The following is a 16,372-nucleotide window of genomic DNA, read 5'->3' as shown; positions in this document are numbered from 1 at the left end:
TCTCCTCGTCCGATGGCCGCGTGGACCACCATCCTCGATCCCCCGACCGCTGAGTGTCGTGAATCACGCTACGCACATCGACCACGTGACAGCAACACAGGCCCCAACATCTGTTGAGGATCACCTGGGGCAGCCTATTCGGAGAGTCATCGTTGGGACGTCTCACTACCCATACGTATCGCGGGGACCCCGTCCACGCACGTGTCGTTCGCCTTTTCTCCAGCTCTGCGTCGTCGGCCCGGTGATGCGTAGAGACGTCACCACGCCGTGACCGACAGCCGCCGCGATCTTGGCCAAGATCTGCGACTGCATCAGTCTCAACTGCGTCGCCCACGCCGTGGACTCTGCGGAAATACTCAACACCCCGTCTTTGAGACCGGTGGGATCCGCGTGGGCCGAGATGTCCTCCCCGACCACACTGGGCCACCGACCCAGCACGGCACCTTCCGACACCTTCGCCGACCACCCTCGCTTGGACGCAATCGAATTCGCCAGCGCCCCGAACGCCTGTGGATCCCGGTCGTCCGGACCGGCACCCGACCAACCGCGTCGACGACGGCCCCGCAGTGCTCGAACTCCACCGGTCGGCGACGACCGTCCCTGCCCCACCGACTTACCACTGGCCTTGGCCGCCGCCCGCGCGTCCTCGAGTGCTCGACGCGCCAGATCGACGCCCTTCAGCTCCGGTGTCTCACCGTTGTCTGCGGGTGTCGCCTCGTCGTTCATCGAACGTCACTTTCCGAGATCGCGATGTCGGTCCTACTCGTCAAGTCCGTGATGCGCGAAATCCTACCTGCTGCACCGGAATCCGAGTCCTGCGTCGCCTCGACTCCGTAGCGCCGAGCGTCGAGTTCGGGAGGTACGTCCTCCGGTACCGCGGCCGTGATCAAAACCTGCTCTGCGCCTGCCGCCACTGCTGCCAACGCGGTCCGCCTCTTGCGGTCGAGTTCGGCGAACACGTCGTCGAGCATCAGTACCGGGTCTGTGCCGTCTTCCCGCAGCAGCGCAAAGGACCCGAGCCGCAACGAGAGTGCGTACGACCACGATTCACCGTGGCTGGCAAAGCCTTTGGTCGGTCGATCACCGAGCATCAACTCCAAATCGTCTCGATGGGGGCCCACCAGACACACCCCGCGTTCGATCTCGCGCTGCCGCATCACCGAAAGCTGGTGCAGGAATGCAGCTTCCAATACCTCGATATCGTCGGGTTCGGGTGCACGATCGGCATCGGAGAACTCCGGCGGCAACGCGTCGGCGAGACTGCATCGGTAGGCAACGGCAGCCAATCGTGATTCCGGAGCGATCGAACTGTAGGCCTGTTGCACGAAAGGCAGCAGCTCGTGCACCAAACCTATTCTGGCAGCGAGCAATCGGGCACCGTGAGCGGCCAGATGACCATCCCAGACATCGAGGGTGGCAAGAGCACTCGCCCCGTCGTTGGAGGACGATCCTCGACGCAAGGATCCACTCGCTGTCTTGAGCAGAGCCGACCGCTGCCTCAGCACCTTGTCGTAATCGGCACGGACAGTGGCCATTCGAGGAATTCGGCTGGTGAGAAGCTCGTCCAGGTAGCGTCGCCGCTCGCCGGGATCGCCGCGAACGAGCGAGAGATCCTCGGGGGCGAACAGTACACTCTGCAACACGCCCAGGATCTCGCGCGGACGCCGCAGCGGTGATCGATTCATCCGAGCCTTGTTGGCCCTGCCTTCGAGAAGTTCGACATCGATGATCAGCTCACGCCCGTGATTGACCACCGCACTGCCGACGAACGCCTTGGCCGCGCCCGCACGGATCATCGGTGCGTCCGAGGACACGCGATGCGAGGACAGCGTCGACAGATAGTTGAGAGACTCGAGCAGATTGGTCTTGCCGTGTCCGTTCGGTCCCACGAACACGGTCGAACCCGGTCCCAGGTCGACGGTGACGTCGTCCCAGGATCGGAAATCGTGTAGCTGCAGAGACCGGACGAACACTTACTCGGTGTTCTTCGGTGCCGGTGCGCGTAGAGTCTCGTCGGCGTCGACCTTCTTGACCGCGTGCCCGCCGAACTGGTTTCGCAGTGCCGAAACAGCCTTCATCGCAGGCGAATCCTCTTGTCGCGAAGCAAATCTCGCGAACAACGCCGCCGAGATCACCGGCGCGGGGACAGCATGGCGAATGGCTTCCTCGACGGTCCAACGGCCCTCACCGGAATCCTCGGTGTACCCCGAGATCTCGCTGAACTCCGGATCCTGACCGAGCGCTTCGACCAACAGATCGAGCAACCAGGATCGCACGACCGTGCCCTTGCTCCAGGCCCGCAGCACTCCCTGCACGTCCTGGACGAGCTCCTCGGCCTCGAGGATCTCGTAGCCCTCCGCATAGGCCTGCATCAGCCCGTACTCGATGCCGTTGTGGACCATTTTCGAGTAATGACCGGCACCGACCGGACCTGCGTGCACAAAACCGTCTGCGCGTTCGCCCTCCGGACGCAACGCATCGAAGATCGGCATCGCACGGGCCACGTGCTCGTCCTGCCCGCCGACCATCAGGCCGTAGCCGTTCTTCAAGCCCCAGACGCCACCGGAAACGCCGGCATCGATGTAGCCGATTCCCTTGGCGTCCAACAGCTCTGCGTTGGGCTTGTCGTCGGTGAACCGTGAGTTTCCGCCGTCGATCACCAGATCGCCCGGTTCGAGCACCTCCGCGAGACCGGTGACGGTATCGCGAGTGATCTTGCCCGAAGGAACCATCACCCACACCACGCGCGGTGCCGTCAACGACTCCGCCAGACCGGCAAGAGACGGAGTGTCCGTCACCTCGGGTCGGGGGTCGTAGCCGATGACCTCGTGACCGTGCTCGCGCAGCCTCTCGCGCATGTTGAAGCCCATTTTTCCGAGACCGACCAAGCCCAGCTGCATGATGAGGCGTCCTTGTCTGTATCAGGTGTAGATCCGGTCGAGCGTGAGTGGAACCTGCGGACCGACCCGAAGAATCGATACTCGACGTTCCGCAGGTTCAACAGTAACCAGGCAGGATCAGCCCGGCAGCCTGACCGGCATCAGCAGGTACGTGTACTCGGACTGGGGCGCCGCGAACTTGCCTGCATCATCGGGCACGAGCTCCTCGTCCGAGGTCGGCCGTAGCACTGCGGGTCGGCTCGGCGTGGTGAACCCGAACGTGACCTTCTCGCTGTGCAGCGACGACAGTCCGTCGATGAGGTAGCCGGGATTGAACGCAATGGTCAGTGCCTCGCCCTGGAAATCGGCGGGCAGTGCCTCTTCGGCGCGGCCTGCGTCGTCGCCACCGGCGGAGAGCAGCACACCCTCGGCGTTGAATTCGAGGCGAACCTGCGCCCCACGCTCGGCCACGAGGGCCACACGCTTGATGGCCTCGATGAGCGAGGAGATCTCGAGGGTCGCCACTGCCGTGTGCTCGGCAGGCAACAACTGACGAAACTTCGGGAACTCTGCATCGAGCAGGCGGGTTGTGGTGCGGCGCCCGTCGCTGACGATACCGAGCAAGCCGTCGCTGCCGATCGAAGAACCGGAACCGAGAGCCAGCTCGACGGGCGAGCCGGCGTTGCCGCCGAGCGTCTTCGCAGATTCGGACAGGGTCTTCGCCGGGATGAGCACCGCGGTGGTGGTATCGGCGCCGGCGGGAGTCCAGTCGACCTGACGCACGGCCAACCTGAAACGGTCGGTCGCTGCGAGAACGACGTTCGTGCCGTCGATCTCGACGCGAATGCCGGTCAGCATGGGCAGCGTGTCGTCCTTGCCGGCCGCGATGGCGACCTGGGCAATGGCCTCGGAGAACACGTCGCCGGCCAACGAACCGGTCTGGCTGGGCAACTCGGGGAGCTGCGGATAGTCCTCGACCGGCATCGTGGGCAGCGAGAACTTGGCGCTGCCGCAGTTGATCAGAACGCGGGTTCCGTCGACCGTGACATCGACCGGTTTGTTCGGCAGCGACTTCGTGATGTCGGCAAGTAGCTTGCCCGACACCAGGACTCGGCCTGCGGTGGCCACCTCGGCCGACACTTTGACCTGAGCGGAGACCTCGTAGTCGAATCCGGAGACCGTCAGCCCCTGCTCGTCTGCGGCGAGAAGAACTCCACCGAGAACGGGAACGGGCGGCCGAGACGGCAGGCTACGGGCTACCCACGCAACGGAATCGGAAAAATCTTCACGAGCAACGCGAAACTTCAAACTTCCAAGCTCCATCGCTCGGCATTTCCTCTCGTTCGGTGGCGTTCGTCTTCACTGGCCGGCGGTGCAACCACGATCGTTGCGGCTCGAACCGATGCAACGACGAGTGTGGCACATCCAGGCCAAGCACACCGTATGCCCTCCGAACCGAAGACGAAAGCTCGAGGCTCGCCGAGAACGTGGGATTCGCAGGATCTCGAGGACCTGTGAACGGATCGCTCCCCAACACCTGTTTTCAAAGAAGTTCTTTCAAGGAGAAAACAGAAGTATTAATAGGTCCTGTGGAATCTGTGCACGGAACGTTCGATCCGCTGGTGGCCAAGCGTGGTGTCGTGGGGATGAACTCGGGACCAATACGCGATTGACGAGTGGCTGCCTGTGGACGAATCACATCGGTGCACAGGCACCCACACTCCATCCCCAGAACTTCGATGTTGTCCACATGGTTATCCACAGGTGTGAATCAATGGTCGACGCCCGGAAAATACTTCGAAGTCGCGTCGAAAATCGGTCTCCGCATCCGACGAGAAACGACGACGGCACCGAACCCGTCATGGATTCGGTGCCGTCGCGTTCGTGTCTGTGCGCCCCGTGGCCTACCGCTTCGAGCGCTGCTTGATTCGCGCAGTCAGCTCCTGAACCTGGTCGTAGACCTTGCGACGCTCTGTCATTTCTTTGCGAATCTTCTTGTCCGCGTACATCACCGTCGTGTGATCTCGACCGAACGTCTGCCCGATCTTGGGCAACGACAGATCTGTGAGCTCGCGACAGAGATACATCGCGATCTGCCTGGCCATGGCCAGCGCTCTGGCCTTTCCTGGCCCGCAGAGGTCCTCGATCGAGGTGTTGAAGTACTCCGCGGTGACGGCCATGATCGTGGCCGCATTGATCTCCAGACTCGACGAATCGGGAATGAGATCGCGCAGCACCACCTCGGCCAGGGTGAGGTCGAGAGCCTGGCCGTTGAGCGAGGCGAAGGCCGTCACACGAATCAGGGCACCTTCGAGCTCACGGATATTGCGTTCGATGCGGCTGGCGATCAGTTCCAGGACGTCGTGCGGCACGTCGAGCCTGTCCATCCGAGCCTTCTTGCTCAGAATGGCGATCCGTGTCTCGAGCTCGGGCGGCTGCACATCGGTGATCAGGCCCCACTCGAAGCGAGTGCGGAGCCGCTCCTCGAGGGTGGCCAACTGCTTCGGAGGCCGGTCGGACGAGACGACGATCTGCTTGTTGGCGTTGTGCAGGGTGTTGAAGGTGTGGAAGAACTCTTCCTGGATACCCTCCTTGCCCTCGATGAACTGAATGTCGTCGACGAGCAGCACGTCGGTTTCGCGGTAGCGGCGCTTGAACGCCACTTTGCGGTCGTCACGAAGGCTGTTGATGAAGTCGTTCGTGAACTCCTCCGTGGAGACGTACTTGACGCGCATGCCGGGAAAAAGTCGCTGTGCATAGTGCCCGGCCGCGTGCAGAAGATGCGTCTTGCCCAGTCCCGACGCCCCCCACACGAACAGCGGGTTGTACGCGCGGGCAGGTGCTTCGGCAATCGCCACCGCGGCCGCGTGCGCAAACCGGTTGGAGGCGCCGATCACGAAGGTGTCGAAGGTGTACTTCGAGTTGAGGCTGTTGGCACCGGAGGAGGGGGGCGTCGACTCCGGCGGCTTCGTGAAATACGTCGGCCACGAATTCTGGACGCTGGCGAGGGCTTCACGCTCGTCGTCGACTTCTTCGTAGTCGGCGGTCTCGGAGTCCGACGGTTCGTCGTCCCTGCTGGTCAGCACGCGGCGCCGATAGGTCGGCGAACTGGCGGCGTCGGGATACGTCGATCGCTCGGAGTCGATCTTCTCGTCCTCGGGAGCGGAGATGCGGACGCCGAGTCCTTCGACGCCTTGTCCCAGGTGACGCCCGAGGGCGCCGAGGATGGGTTCGCGCAGATCGCGTTCGATCGCTTCCTGAGCGAAGGTCGACGGAACGGCGAGGAGGGCGAACCCCTGCGTCAACGTCAGCGGTTTGACCAGCGCGAGCCAGGCCTTCTGGCCCTTGGTCAGCGGCGACCCACTGTGTCGGTCGGAGGTGAGCTCCGCGACCACCTCGGGCCAGATGCGCGTCAGCGCATCCGGATCGTCGTTCACTTTGGGCCCTCCGTCGTCGAGCATTGGTCTCGGGCGGTGTCCGACGCGTACATCCGTGCGTCGTTTCGTACCCGCGCGACGACGTCGTCGGATAGCGTCGTCGTTCGTGCGTCGCTGCGGCCGAGACCAGGGTCCGTGGGTGGACCCCGCAAGGTACGAATATGCCACCTGAACTGTGTTTCCACACAATTATCCACAGGTGTGGATAAACGACACCGGTGTGACCCGAAAGCGCGTCCGGCTTCGTGGTATGGCGATCGCGTCAGTCTGACCTGCACCGATGGCAGCTGTCTGTAGTGCGATCGGACGAATCGTCTCGCTGTACGCGGTCGTTCGGCAGCGATCTCGACGCGCATCACACCTCCGGGGGCAGCGAATGCCCGTCGCCTGTGTATGAACCGTGAGTACCGTCGGTTCGGAGCGAGTTTGACCGCCGGGGACTCGATCAGTACTCTCGAACAGTCACCCAATAGCGAGGTGGCCGATGCTTGCTGGCTGCTCACAGTCTGTCTTCACTCGGATTTCTCGCTCGGGAGGCAAGCGAGATCAACCGATCTCGCTGAGTACCTTTCCAGCAGGCGCCGACAGTTCGGCGTCTTCGAATCTCGAGGAGTGTTGACCGTGGCCAAGGGCAAGCGGACGTTCCAGCCGAACAATCGCCGCCGCGCGCGCGTTCATGGCTTCCGTCTTCGTATGCGTACCCGTGCGGGTCGTGCAATCGTTTCCGCACGTCGCGGCAAGGGCCGTAAAGAACTCACAGCCTGATATCTGTTCGTCCGAAGCTTGGAGCTCGGGATGCTTCCTGAGCCGAATCGACTACACCGAGCACGTGATTTTTCCGTAGCGGTGCGTCGAGGACGCCGAATGGGTAGATCGGACCTGGTTGTTCACGCTGTTGTGCGTGACGAGCAGGACATCGCATCCACCGTTCGGGGGCCACGTTTCGGACTGATCGTCAGCAAGGCAGTCGGGCCGGCCGTAACTCGTCATCGAGTTGCGCGCCGGCTTCGGCATATCTGTACCGATGTCATCGGTGTGCTCCCCGAGACCACCGACGTGGTGATTCGCGCTCTGCCCGGATCCGCCACTGCCTCGTCGGCAGATCTACTGATTCAACTGCGTTCAGGATTGAAGAAGCTCGGTCTTCTCGAACCTCCGAAGGGTCCGCCGTCATGACGTTCATGGGCAACCTTCGTTCGATTCCTGCTCGAACACTCGTCTACTGCATCGGGTTGTACCGCACGTACGTGTCCCCGATGAGACCTCCCACCTGTCGCTTCTCCCCCACCTGTAGTGAGTACGCCATCGAGGCGCTCCAGGTTCACGGGATGACGAAGGGCTCTGTGCTGGCAGTCGTCCGCCTTCTCAAATGTGCTCCCTGGCACTCTGGAGGCTGGGACCCGGTGCCCGAACCCGGTAAGTGGCGCGCGACCGTCACCGATCCGACCGAAACCGAAGAACACCACGATCTCGCGCGAGTGGAAGAACAGAGGAGTACATAGAGCCGTGCTCGACTTCATTTACTACCCGGTTGCCTGGATTCTCTGGGTGTGGCACAAGGTGTTCGGCTTTGTGTTCCAGGATCCCAGCAATGGGTTCGCCTGGGCACTGTCCGTCGTCTTCCTGGTCTTCACCCTCCGCCTGATTCTGTACAAGCCCTTCGTCAAGCAGGTCCGTACCACGCGGCAGATGCAGGAGCTACAGCCGCAGATCAAGGCTCTGCAGAAGAAGTACGGCAAAGACAAGCAAAAAATGGCCGTCGAGATGCAGAAGCTTCAGAAGGAGCACGGTTTCAATCCGCTGATGGGTTGCTTGCCGGTGCTGGCGCAGGCGCCGGTGTTCATCGGTCTCTTCCATGTGCTGCGGTCGTTCAACCGCACCGGCACAGGTTTCGGTCAGCTCGGTCTGTCCCCCGAGGAGAACCGCGAGCTGTCGAACTACGCGTTCAACGTGGCCGACGTGCAGTCCTTTCTGGATGCCCGACTGTTCGGTGCTCCCATCTCGGCGTGGATCACGATGCCGCAGGACCAGCTCAACGCATTCGCCGTAGGCCCGGATGCAACGATCCCGTCCACCTGGGTCATCGTGGCCGTCTCCGTCCCGCTGATGATCATCGCGGCGATCATGACGCACATGAACTCGCGCGCATCGGTCGCTCGTCAGAGTGAGGCAGCAGCGGCCAACCCGCAGTCCGCGATCATGAACAAGCTTGCCCTGTACGTGTTCCCACTCGGCGTACTCGTGTTCGGTGCCCTGCTGCCTGTCGCAATCCTGCTGTACTGGGTCAGCAACAACACCTGGACGTACGCGCAGCAGCACCTGGTGTTCGGGAAGATCGACAAGGAAGAAGCCGCGAAGGCGGCGGCCGCGGTGGAGAAGCGTTCCGAGAACGCACCGAAGCCCGGGGTCAAGCCCGTGTCGACCACCAAGCCGAAGCCCGGTGCGCGACCCAAGCTGTCGAAGATGACGCCCAACGGCGACGCGTCGACTGCTGAGACGGTCGATGGGACCTCGGGTTCGACCACCGGTGCCGCATCGCCGGTCAAACCGAGACCGCAGGCGAACCGGAACCGGTCGACCAAGCGCAAGCGGCGCTGACCGACACGTCGAGAGAAGGACGAACATGGCAGCGGACGTAGAAGAAGCTCAGAACCACGAAGTGCAGAAGACAGTCGGTGCGGTATCCGGAAATGGAGTGAGTGACGTGGTGGTCGAGGCCGATCAAGCAGGTGCGGTCGACGTGGAGGCAGCCGAGGAATCTGTGGCCGCCGATTCTGCGTCCGCGGAATCGGTAGCCGAGGCCGACCTCGACGACAAGTCCGAGGAAGACGCATCGGATGACGACGACGATGATGATGACGAGGACTACCTGGTCGAAGAAGGCGAGATTGCCGGCGACTACCTCGAACAGCTTCTCGACGTTCTGGACTTCGACGGGGATATCGATCTCGACGTCGAAGGTGACCGTGCCATCGTCAGCATTGTCAGCATCGACGGTGGAGACGATCTCGCCAAGCTCGTCGGGCGAAAGGGTGAGGTTCTCGACGCCTTGCAGGAGCTGACGCGTTTGGCCGTTCAGCAATCGACGGGTGAGCGCAGCAAGTTGATGCTCGACGTGGCAGGCTGGCGCGCGAAACGGCGTACGGAGCTCGGTGACCTCGGTGCCGAAGCGGCGCGGCGAGTCATCGAATCCGGTGAGCGCGAAGAACTGACCCCCATGACGCCGTTCGAGCGCAAGATCGTTCACGACGCGGTTGCGAAGATCGACGGTGTCGCGAGCGAGAGCACCGGCGTCGAACCGTCTCGACGAGTGGTTGTCGTCAAGGCGTAGCCAACCGACACAATCGATGGCCCCCACTTCGGTGGGGGCCATTGTCGTATCCGGATGTGGCTGTCGCGTCGTGAATCCCAGCCGTGTAATTCTGAACGAGATGCAGTCTCGAGGGGCAGTGAAACCGGAATCTACAGCGGATTTCGCTGATCCACGCATGCGCGATGCTTTCGTCACTGTGACGGGTGTCGATGACGTATCAAGGGTTCGCAATTGACGCTGTGATGGTCTTGTTTCACGTGAAACAAAATCACCATCGAAAGTCAGCCTGTGTCTGCATTTCCGCGATCTTGCGAGTTTCGCCGTCGCGGAGGCGCGGACCGCTGCCGATGCATTCGGACGCCGTGTCAGGTTCCAGCCCCCTGGTTTCACGTGAAACACCGCAACCCTTGGCGTCTACGTCGGTGGTTCGGGGCGGCCGGCCGAGGAAGTTCGAGGGCGGATCCCATAGCCGGATCTCACGTCGCGAATCGTGACGGATGGAGAAGGCAGGCATCTACCGATCTCGATAGTCTGACGGTGAATGATGGCATCGTCTCGGACAGTTCTGCGGATCGAGGAAGTGTTGACCCGTTGGGCGGGTCCGATGTCGAGATGAGAGCACGCACCCTCAACGCCGATCTGTGATGCCGCGGCTCGCACACTGGTTACGTGGATGCGACACCAGACACTGCGCGAGAGTCATCTAACGAGGAATCGGCGCGGCACCAATCGGTCGATGGACCCGCGCCTCGAGCCGGGTGCGGCTACAGCCGGAGTGAGGGTCGCGCCGCTCCGACTTCGATCGAGAGTCGGAGTCGAGCCGGCGCGCGTAGGTCGACGGCGTAACCGAACATTGCCGAAGAAGTAGCAAAGACTTCGATCAGTGCAATGACCGGGCGCGCACAGCGCCGTCGACCGCTCCCCCTTGGCATGTGGAGCGGTCGGCTCTACAGGCATCGATTGGCACGGCCAGAATCCGCGCGCTACTGGTTGAGCTCCGATCTTCACGGCTGCGTAGAAGCTAGTCCCACACGATTGGCAACGCTGGTTTCACGTGAAACATCGGAGCCAGGAAGCACGTCATTATCGACTCAGTTCACATCGGCACGGTGGACGGTGGTCTCGATGCTGTGATGTCAGGCGGGTTCTTCCGGTTGATTGTGGCGTGACGAATGCCGATCTCACCGACATCAATACGGTCGGGAAGAATCACGATCACATCAGATCCCTACGGGCGGCGTGAACATTCTGTGGCCGAGACCGACGGCACCAGGATCGTGACGGTGCCGCGTTTGGACAGTGCAGTTCCGTTCCTGTGCAGAGCCCGGGGTGTGAGCCCGTGATAGGTGGACGGCTAGCGGTGTCGATCTCGGTTGGTTCAGCAGAGTGGACCGAGGTGGTGTGCGGTGGCTTCGACGATCGGCTGGGCCGTCGTGGCATCGTCGATTTCGCTTCGGTCGATATCGGTAGCAGCGGCGAGGATCATCCGGTCGTGCTGCATGCTCCCCCAGGTTGGCTTGTCGAGATCCTCGGCACTACGGACGAGGATCACTGATGCCCCGACAACCGCATCGACATGCCAACCTCAACGTCTCCGTGCGGCGACTTCCCTCGAATGTCGGACTGCCCAAATTCGGGAGAATACGGAAGACATGGCCGCAAAATTCGTACTTACAGCGATGTCGTTTGGCGTTCCGAGCCCAAGCACGGGAAGATGTTTCACGTGGAACAAGAAGGCTCGGATCGCAACCAGATGATGGTCGTCGCAGAGCAGATTTTCGGTGATCGGCTAGAACTAGCGCAGAGATATCACGATTCCCTGGCTACGGCCGGAGTCGAGCGAGGGCTCATAGGACCGCGTGAGGTGCCGCGGCTGTGGGAGCGCCACATCCTCAATTGTGCTGCGATTGGGGAGCTGATCGACGAGGGCGAGACCGTCGTGGATATCGGAAGTGGCGCGGGCCTGCCCGGTATCCCCCTGGCGATCGCTCGACCCGATCTGCGGGTAACCCTCGTCGAACCGCTTCTGCGGCGCACCGTGTACCTCGCCGAGTTCATCGACGAGCATGATTTGAACATCCTCGTCGTGCGCGGCCGAGCGGAGCAGCCCGGCGTCAAGAAGGAAGCCGGCGGCGCGGACGTGGTGACCTCGAGAGCCGTGGCGCCGTTGGAGAAGCTCGCCAAATGGTCGATGCCTCTGGTCCACGAGAACGGCCGGATGCTCGCTCTGAAGGGTTCGAGTGCTGGAGAAGAGATCGAACGCGACCGCACTTCCCTGAGCCGGATGGGTGCTGGCAAGCTGGAGGTGGTGGAGTGCGGAGTGGGTCTGCTGCCCACTCCCACCATCGTCGTCAGAGCGGTACGAGAACCGCGGAGACTGAGTCGTCACTGATTTACGATCGTGGGCCCACACGTCCCACGCTCGATCCGATCGATCCTTTTGAAACAATCAGTTCCGCACTAAGGAGCACATATGTCGGGTGGGTCCGATCCCGCTGTTTCACGTGAAACAGCGTCCAAGAAGAACGCGTCCAGTAACTCGGAGAGCAAGTCCAAGGTGACGGCCAGTTCCGGCTTCGAGTACACCAACGCGATCTCACCGAACGACACTCCCATCGGGGCTGCGGCGCATCGAGCCAGTCAGGTGTTGCATCCAGGATCGGTGTCTCTCCCCAAGCCCGCGAAGCGTCGCATGCTGACGATCGCGAATCAGAAGGGTGGAGTCGGTAAGACGACCACAGCGGTGAACCTGGCTGCCGCGCTCGCACTGCAAGGTCTGACGGTTCTGGTAGTCGATCTCGACCCTCAGGGCAACGCCAGCACGGCTCTGGGCGTCGAGCACCACTCCGGTGTGCCGTCGAGCTACGAGGTCCTCATCGGTGAGGTGAAAGCCATGGACGCGGTTCAGCAGAGTCCGCACAGCGAGAGGCTGTTCTGCATCCCGGCCACCATCGACCTCGCTGGAGCAGAGATCGAACTGGTGTCGATGGTCGCTCGCGAAGGGCGCCTCAAAACGGCGCTGTCGGTGGAGGAGCTCGCCGGGATCGATGCCGACTTCATTCTGATCGACTGCCCGCCCTCGCTCGGTCTGCTGACGGTCAACGCGCTCGTCGCTGCGACCGAGGTGCTCATTCCCATCCAGTGCGAGTACTACGCGCTCGAGGGTGTGGGCCAGCTCCTCCGCAACATCGAGTTGGTGCAGTCGCATCTGAATCCCGAACTGCACGTATCCACAGTGATCCTCACGATGTACGACGGGCGCACCAAGTTGGCAGACCAGGTGGCAGAAGAGGTCCGCAAGCACTTCGGAGACGCCGTTCTTCGGGCCGTCATTCCTCGGAGCGTCAAGGTATCCGAGGCTCCCGGTTACGGTATGACGGTGCTCGATTACGACCCCGGCTCGCGGGGCGCGATGAGCTACCTGGACGCCGGACGAGAGCTTGCGGCCCGGTCGGCCGGTATCGACGAAGCACGAAAGAAGTAGACAGATGAGTCAGACACGTAAGGGTGGTCTCGGTCGAGGCCTGGCCTCGCTCATTCCGACCGGCCCGGACGCCGGACCACGGCTCGGCAATGCTGCGGCAGATGTGATCATCGGCGCGGATCGCAACGCGAAAGATCGCCCGGACACCTCCACGAAGCGTAAGCAGACGCCCGCGGCCGAGGATGCCACCGAGACCGCCACGGCGCCTACACCGACTCCACCGGTGCTCAGTGGAGACGACCTCTCCCCCGTCGGTGCCGTCTACCGTGAGATTGCCCCGGACCGGATCGAGGCGAATCCGAAGCAGCCGAGACTCGTATTCGACGACGAATCGTTGGCCGAACTGGTCCACTCGATCCGTGAATTCGGGCTCATGCAGCCCATCGTGGTTCGCCTCGTGTCGGGTTCGATTCTCGCCGGAGACGCGAAATATCAACTCGTCATGGGCGAGCGTCGGTGGCGTGCAAGTCAGGAAGCCGGCCTCGAAACGATCCCTGCGATCGTGCGGGAGACCGCAGACGATGCGATGTTGCGCGATGCATTGCTCGAGAACATTCATCGGGTGCAGCTCAATCCGCTCGAAGAAGCGGCCGCCTATCAACAATTGCTCGAAGAATTCGACGTCACCCATGAGGAGTTGGCCGCGAAAATCGGGCGGTCCCGGCCGGTCGTCACCAACATGATTCGTCTGTTGAAGCTGCCGATCCCCGTGCAACGACGAGTGGCGGCTGGAGTTCTGTCGGCAGGACACGCTCGGGCATTGCTGTCGCTGGACGCTGGATCGGATGCGCAGGAGTCGTTGGCAGCGCGAATCGTTGCCGAAGGACTGTCCGTCCGCGCGACCGAAGAGGCCGTCACTCTCGCCAATCGAGAGGACGGAAAGAGTCCGGAACCGGCACCCCGGCGCAAGCCGATTCAAATGCCTGGCCTTCAGGACGTTGCCGATCGCCTCTCGGATTCGTTCGATACGCGGGTGACTGTCAGTCTCGGTAAGCGAAAAGGCAAGATCGTGGTCGAATTCGGTTCGGTCGACGACCTTCAGAGGATCGTCGAAATGATGGAAGCGCAGAAGAAAAAGTAGCCGCGATTTTTCAGGACCATCCATACGCGGTCGAAACGTCACTGTGACGTAGCTCGACTGGCGCTGGTCTCGAAAGTTCGTAGTCTGCTCGAAAAGCACTGTCATACAACACATTTGAACGATCTGCTCCACCCGACGGGCCAGGTGATGGAATCACAGGAATGTAGCCTGCGGAACGACCCGTGTGACATCCTGGTCGAGGAGCAGATCGACCACGATCGAGAATTCTCGCGTTGAACGAGTGCATGAAGGCAGAGGTAAGCGGTGTCGGCGATGGTGACCGGAGTGACGCTCGGTTCTTTCGAGCATTTGCCGACGCATTCGCGGCGGTGCAGCTTTTGGGTACTCGATCCGGCGTCGGAGAGTTCCTCGGTCGACCTCGAATTCGAGAACGAAGTGTGGCTGTCGACCATCATGCTCGAGTGGGGATCGTGTGGACAATTGCTGTCTGTCGACGGCAAGACGATCGGATGCGCGTTGTACTGTCCACCCCGGGCAGTCCCGCGAGCAACCACATTCCCGACATCGCCCGTCAGCCACGATGCCGTCCTACTGACTCAGCTTCGAATCGATTCGCCGGATGACGCCGATCTGCACTCGGCCACACTGATCCAGGCGGTTGTGGGCGATCTCGTGAATCGTGGAGTCCGCGCACTCGAAGCCTTCGGAATCCGGCGCAATGCAGACGACGCCACACCGGTGGTTCCGAACGCCACGGCTCAGCTGACGTGTTCGGCGTCCACGTGCATGATCGAAGCGGACTTCCTGGAAAAGGTCGGCTTCGAGGTGATTGCCCCCCACCACAGATTTCCGAGACTGCGACTCGAGTTGGATCGCGATCATGGGTGGAAGCAGGACGTCGAATCTGCACTCGAGCAGCTGCTGATCGCGGCCAGCATCTCCGTCGTCGACATCGAACAGAAGTCGACCGTGGGGGCGCGTTGATCACTCACCGATCGACGCGTCCGGGCGCGCGGTAGTTCAGGGGCGATCGGACGCAGCGAGTTCTTCGGCGAGCAATTCGGCGAACGTGAACGTTCCGGTCGGCTGATCATCCTGACCGAGTAGGTACAGACGCTTGACGGCGATCAGGATCGCTTCGGCGATGATGTCGCGGAACCGCGGGTCACTGAGCACTTCGATGTCGGATTCGTTGGTGAGGTATCCGAGGTCGATCTGGATGGTCGGCATGTTGGTGAGCCGCAAAAGATCCCACGTTCTTCCATGACTCCTGCAGTCCAGAAGCGGTGTGCGAGCAACGATTTCACGCTGCACGTAGCTGGTCAGCACCTGGCCGATCATGGATGTGGAACCGTGCGAATTGCCGAAGTGGAAACTGGCGACGCCGTTGGCCACCGGGCTGGTGCTCGATGCGCAGCGCAACGAGATCATCAGATCGGCGCCCCAGGCATTGGCGGTCTCGGCGCGATCGGCCACGGAGGGATTGGTACCGCGCGCACGGGAGAGGAACGTCTCCATCCCTGTGGCGGCCATCCGGCCTTCGAGGCGACTGGCGAGATCCCACAGAATCTCGGACTCGGACACACGGCCCAGTACGCCCTCGACGATGCGTCCGGTATCCGCGCCGCCGAGATCGGGATCGATGACGATGCGCTTACCGGTCAACTGCGGTCCGGACTTACGGACGAGTTCTTCCTCGCTCATCGCGTGGGGCGATCCACCGGTCACACGGGTACCGAGCAGATCGAGTGAACGCAGCGTTGCCGGTCCGCAGATGCCGTCCGGTGACAGTCCGATCTCACGTTGGAACGAGGACAAACCCTCGTGCGTCCGAGGCCCGAAGAAACCGTCGACGCGTTCGCTGTAGAAACCCAGGTCCTGCAGTCTCGTCTGCAACGAGGCGACGTCGTCGCCGTACAACGGAGCGGACAACTGGTAGATGAGGGTGCGCGCGCCGAGACGGTACGACGCTTCTTTGAGCGCCCGATACGTCGCCGGGCCGACCACACCGTCGACCAACAGGCCACGGTGTTGCTGGAATGCGCGCACTGCACCGCCGAGGGCCGCGTCGAACACGGAACCGGGGGCCGTCCAGTGGCCGTCGTCCATCGGGCCGGGCGGAACGACCGCCTCGTGGAGGAAGCCGAGTGCCGAGAGAGTGCCGCGGACCTCGGCAACGGCGGGTCCGGAATCGCCGTGACTGAGCTCCTGCATCCT

Annotated in this window: 16 protein-coding genes; 10 read left to right on the top strand and 6 right to left on the bottom strand. The window is 62.1% G+C overall.

The window, feature by feature from the left end:
• Positions 1-165: 165 nt before the first annotated feature.
• The 5 genes from ACNEOT_RS02270 to dnaA form a co-directional block, all read right to left on the bottom strand.
• A complete protein-coding gene (locus ACNEOT_RS02270) occupies positions 166-726 on the bottom strand; it encodes a DUF721 family protein (RefSeq protein ID WP_415971783.1) in 561 nt (186 codons plus the stop codon).
• Entirely contained in the window at positions 723-1,973 is a 1,251-nt protein-coding gene (gene recF / locus ACNEOT_RS02265; protein WP_415971782.1) for a DNA replication/repair protein RecF, read from the bottom strand. The genes ACNEOT_RS02270 and recF overlap by 4 nt, the downstream gene beginning before the upstream one ends.
• Positions 1,974-2,900: a phosphogluconate dehydrogenase (NAD(+)-dependent, decarboxylating) gene (gnd, locus tag ACNEOT_RS02260; protein ID WP_415971780.1), complete on the bottom strand. Its 927-nt coding sequence runs from the start codon at positions 2,898-2,900 to the stop codon at positions 1,974-1,976.
• Positions 2,901-3,017: 117 nt separating this feature from the next.
• Positions 3,018-4,202, bottom strand: coding sequence for a DNA polymerase III subunit beta (gene dnaN, locus ACNEOT_RS02255; RefSeq protein WP_415971779.1), 1,185 nt, complete (start codon positions 4,200-4,202; stop codon positions 3,018-3,020).
• Between the two features lie 581 nt (positions 4,203-4,783).
• A complete protein-coding gene (dnaA, locus tag ACNEOT_RS02250) occupies positions 4,784-6,316 on the bottom strand; it encodes a chromosomal replication initiator protein DnaA (RefSeq protein ID WP_415971778.1) in 1,533 nt (510 codons plus the stop codon).
• Between the two features lie 621 nt (positions 6,317-6,937).
• Here dnaA and rpmH point away from each other — a divergent pair.
• The 10 genes from rpmH (at position 6,938) to ACNEOT_RS02200 (ending at position 15,139) form a co-directional block, all read left to right on the top strand.
• Positions 6,938-7,081: a 50S ribosomal protein L34 gene (gene rpmH, locus ACNEOT_RS02245; RefSeq protein WP_026347786.1), complete on the top strand. Its 144-nt coding sequence runs from the start codon at positions 6,938-6,940 to the stop codon at positions 7,079-7,081.
• Positions 7,082-7,111: 30 nt separating this feature from the next.
• Positions 7,112-7,492 (top strand): ribonuclease P protein component, encoded by a 381-nt coding sequence (gene rnpA, locus ACNEOT_RS02240; protein ID WP_415971776.1) that lies wholly within the window; start codon positions 7,112-7,114, stop codon positions 7,490-7,492.
• A 5-nt stretch (positions 7,493-7,497) separates the two neighbouring features.
• The gene (gene yidD / locus ACNEOT_RS02235) at positions 7,498-7,818 is read left to right on the top strand and encodes a membrane protein insertion efficiency factor YidD (RefSeq protein ID WP_415973624.1); all 321 of its coding nucleotides are present in this window, start codon (positions 7,498-7,500) and stop codon (positions 7,816-7,818) included.
• A gap of 4 nt (positions 7,819-7,822) precedes the next feature.
• The gene (gene yidC, locus ACNEOT_RS02230; protein ID WP_415971774.1) at positions 7,823-8,914 is read left to right on the top strand and encodes a membrane protein insertase YidC; all 1,092 of its coding nucleotides are present in this window, start codon (positions 7,823-7,825) and stop codon (positions 8,912-8,914) included.
• Positions 8,915-8,939: 25 nt separating this feature from the next.
• The gene (locus ACNEOT_RS02225) at positions 8,940-9,647 is read left to right on the top strand and encodes a protein jag (protein ID WP_415971772.1); all 708 of its coding nucleotides are present in this window, start codon (positions 8,940-8,942) and stop codon (positions 9,645-9,647) included.
• Positions 9,648-10,989: 1,342 nt separating this feature from the next.
• A complete protein-coding gene (locus tag ACNEOT_RS02220; RefSeq protein WP_415971771.1) occupies positions 10,990-11,184 on the top strand; it encodes a hypothetical protein in 195 nt (64 codons plus the stop codon).
• A 159-nt stretch (positions 11,185-11,343) separates the two neighbouring features.
• The gene (rsmG, locus tag ACNEOT_RS02215) at positions 11,344-12,021 is read left to right on the top strand and encodes a 16S rRNA (guanine(527)-N(7))-methyltransferase RsmG (protein ID WP_415971769.1); all 678 of its coding nucleotides are present in this window, start codon (positions 11,344-11,346) and stop codon (positions 12,019-12,021) included.
• A gap of 81 nt (positions 12,022-12,102) precedes the next feature.
• On the top strand, positions 12,103-13,113 hold the full coding sequence (locus ACNEOT_RS02210) for a ParA family protein (protein WP_415971767.1): 1,011 nt from the start codon (positions 12,103-12,105) through the stop codon (positions 13,111-13,113).
• Positions 13,114-13,117: 4 nt separating this feature from the next.
• Positions 13,118-14,194, top strand: a complete 1,077-nt coding sequence (locus ACNEOT_RS02205; protein WP_415971765.1) for a ParB/RepB/Spo0J family partition protein — start codon at positions 13,118-13,120, stop codon at positions 14,192-14,194.
• A gap of 264 nt (positions 14,195-14,458) precedes the next feature.
• Positions 14,459-15,139: a GNAT family N-acetyltransferase gene (locus tag ACNEOT_RS02200; RefSeq protein ID WP_415971763.1), complete on the top strand. Its 681-nt coding sequence runs from the start codon at positions 14,459-14,461 to the stop codon at positions 15,137-15,139.
• Positions 15,140-15,175: 36 nt separating this feature from the next.
• Here ACNEOT_RS02200 and ACNEOT_RS02195 read toward each other — a convergent pair whose 3' ends face one another.
• Entirely contained in the window at positions 15,176-16,369 is a 1,194-nt protein-coding gene (locus ACNEOT_RS02195) for an N-acetylmuramoyl-L-alanine amidase (RefSeq protein WP_415971762.1), read from the bottom strand.
• Between the last annotated feature and the right edge of the window lie 3 nt (positions 16,370-16,372).

Origin of the sequence: Rhodococcus sp. 077-4, from assembly GCF_047782425.1 — a bacterium.
GTDB lineage: Bacteria > Actinomycetota > Actinomycetes > Mycobacteriales > Mycobacteriaceae > Rhodococcoides.
This window is presented reverse-complemented; position numbering and strand designations above follow the sequence as displayed.